This window comes from Jiella avicenniae (assembly GCF_021390325.1).
GTDB classification, from domain to species: domain Bacteria; phylum Pseudomonadota; class Alphaproteobacteria; order Rhizobiales; family Rhizobiaceae; genus Jiella; species Jiella avicenniae.
Genome location: NZ_JAJUWU010000044.1, coordinates 1 through 1,787 on the forward strand (window position 1 = coordinate 1; position 1,787 = coordinate 1,787).

Here is a 1,787-nt window from a genome sequence, read left to right on the forward strand (position 1 = left end):
TAGCAGCGGCTCGATCACCGCCCATTCCTGATCCGTGAGTTCATGACGACGCATGGCATTCTCCTTTCAAGGAGAATGAATCAGATCGTGCCGCTCAGATGAACCCGTTTATGGAGACGCTCTCTAGGCTGCGCATTTTCATTCCTTCCGAAAAAAAGATCCCAATTACGCGCTATCTTGCACGAATGGACCCACGCCGGTCCCACGGTGATCAGGCGAGCTTCGACCTACCCCCGCCCCATGGTCGTCGCGCCGCTGCCAAGGCTTTCCGGCGTGAGTTTTCGAGGTGAAGACGGCGTTCAGCGGCCAATTGGCGCGGATGCGACGACGAAGTGTCTCGACGCCAACGCCTAGCCTTTCGGCCCATTGAGGAAGCGTCAGGCTCTCGCCGTGCGCTTCGAAACTCTTTCTGTACCTAAATCTCCCATCGATCAGCCGGCTCGGTTTAGGAGCTTTGGGACGCTCGGCTTTTGCAGCGCGAGCAATGCGGCGTCCTTCTTTCGCCTCGTGCTGTTCCGCGATCCGACCAGCTCGCTCCTGTCTGGCGCGCTTTGCGTCTTGTTCTTCTCGCTCTTGCTCGGCGATGGCGTCGGCGTTCTCGGCTTCGAACTTCAGGACGTAGTTGCGGAGAGCATCAACGCTTCGCTTGCCTTCGAAGTCGGCGAGTTCGCAGGTGCGGGCGAAGTAGCCATCAGGGTCGTCATCGAACAGCCAGGCGCGGGCTTCGCGCCGAATCTTCGCGGCGACGGCAGCATGAACATACGAGGGGTTAAGCGACGTTGCGTCCTTAAGCTGGCGAACGATTACGGCACGCCAGAGTGGGATTTCGTCTGCGGGGTGATCGGCGAAGTTCATGCGCCGGAGAATCCGAAGTCTTGCCGGAAGACGGCAGTCACGCGGTGGAAGTTTCCGCTGATCGCGGTGTCGCTCCACTCGCTGCATACGAAGCGCGTTGGCGTGTTGTCGTGCGGCATTTGGTAATAGAACGTCTTGTATCCGGCGCGCTCGTTGAGGAAGGCGATGATCTGATCGCGTTCGGTGCGATCGAGCACTTCCCATGTGAGATCGACGACGCGCCGGATATGATTCAGACCGTCAGCCGTTGCTTGCGCATAGCCGTCGCCGAACTGTGCCCGGAGGATCTTGATCTCGGGCTTTTCGGACGTTCCGGGTGATGGCGAGCAAGGTGGCGTGAAGGTCGGGATTGCCATGTCAGAGGCTCATCGTCTCCAGACGCGAGACCGCTTCCTTCAACGTGGCGATCATCTCGTCGCGGCATTCGGTCTTGGTCGTGCCCTTGCGAGTGCCGTTGAACGAAACGGTGCCGGCGTCGACTTCGACGTTGACCTGAAGCGAGGTCTGGAAAACGTCGGCGTAGAAGTAGGGCGCCGGCTTGTCGGAGAGCGCCGGGGTGGTGGTGGTTGCCATGTTCATTTCCTTCTTTCTTCGGATTGGATCGGACCGTTGTGGCAGGGTGCGCAGACGGGTTCCCAGTTGGAGCGAGACCAAAACAGCCCGCCCTTCGAGAAGTCGCGTTTATGAGGAATGCGATGATTGATGACGGTCGCGGGTGCGCCGCAACGGGTGCATGTCGGGTGCGCCTTGAGGTGAGCGGCGCGTTCTTTGTCCCATTTCGTGTCGTATCCACGTTCGCGGGCGCTAGGGCGCGGACTCATTGTGCATTGATCCAGATGCGGATGGCAGCGAGCTTGAGCGCGGCCATGAAGTTGTCGGCCCGTCGGTCATAACGGGTGGCAAGGCCCCGCATCTGTTTGATGCGATTGAAG

Annotated in this window: 4 protein-coding genes and 1 pseudogene; all 5 read right to left on the reverse strand. The window is 59.7% G+C overall.

The annotated features are described in order from the left end of the window. Window positions 1–165 precede the first annotated feature (165 nt). The gene (locus LZD57_RS23885; protein ID WP_233722086.1) at window positions 166–855 is read right to left on the reverse strand and encodes a hypothetical protein; all 690 of its coding nucleotides are present in this window, start codon (window positions 853–855) and stop codon (window positions 166–168) included. Then, on the reverse strand, window positions 852–1,211 hold the full coding sequence (locus LZD57_RS23890) for a phage tail protein (RefSeq protein WP_233722087.1): 360 nt from the start codon (window positions 1,209–1,211) through the stop codon (window positions 852–854). The genes LZD57_RS23885 and LZD57_RS23890 overlap by 4 nt, the downstream gene beginning before the upstream one ends. Before the next feature lies 1 nt (window position 1,212). After that, window positions 1,213–1,428, reverse strand: coding sequence for a hypothetical protein (locus LZD57_RS23895; protein ID WP_233722088.1), 216 nt, complete (start codon window positions 1,426–1,428; stop codon window positions 1,213–1,215). 2 nt (window positions 1,429–1,430) lie between these two features. Then, window positions 1,431–1,676, reverse strand: coding sequence for an HNH endonuclease signature motif containing protein (locus tag LZD57_RS23900; protein WP_233722089.1), 246 nt, complete (start codon window positions 1,674–1,676; stop codon window positions 1,431–1,433). After that, window positions 1,673–1,787: pseudogene (locus LZD57_RS23905) on the reverse strand (IS5/IS1182 family transposase); the annotation flags it as partial. The gene LZD57_RS23900 and the pseudogene LZD57_RS23905, both read right to left, overlap by 4 nt.

What these genes read in the sequence shown, in the direction of transcription:
- LZD57_RS23885 (WP_233722086.1), bottom strand. Translation starts at nt 855, where the DNA reads ATGAACTTCGCCGATCACCCCGCAGACGAAATCCCACTCTGGCGTGCC.
- LZD57_RS23890 (WP_233722087.1), bottom strand. Translation starts at nt 1,211, where the DNA reads ATGGCAATCCCGACCTTCACGCCACCTTGCTCGCCATCACCCGGAACG.
- LZD57_RS23895 (WP_233722088.1), bottom strand. Translation starts at nt 1,428, where the DNA reads ATGGCAACCACCACCACCCCGGCGCTCTCCGACAAGCCGGCGCCCTAC.
- LZD57_RS23900 (WP_233722089.1), bottom strand. Translation starts at nt 1,676, where the DNA reads ATGAGTCCGCGCCCTAGCGCCCGCGAACGTGGATACGACACGAAATGG.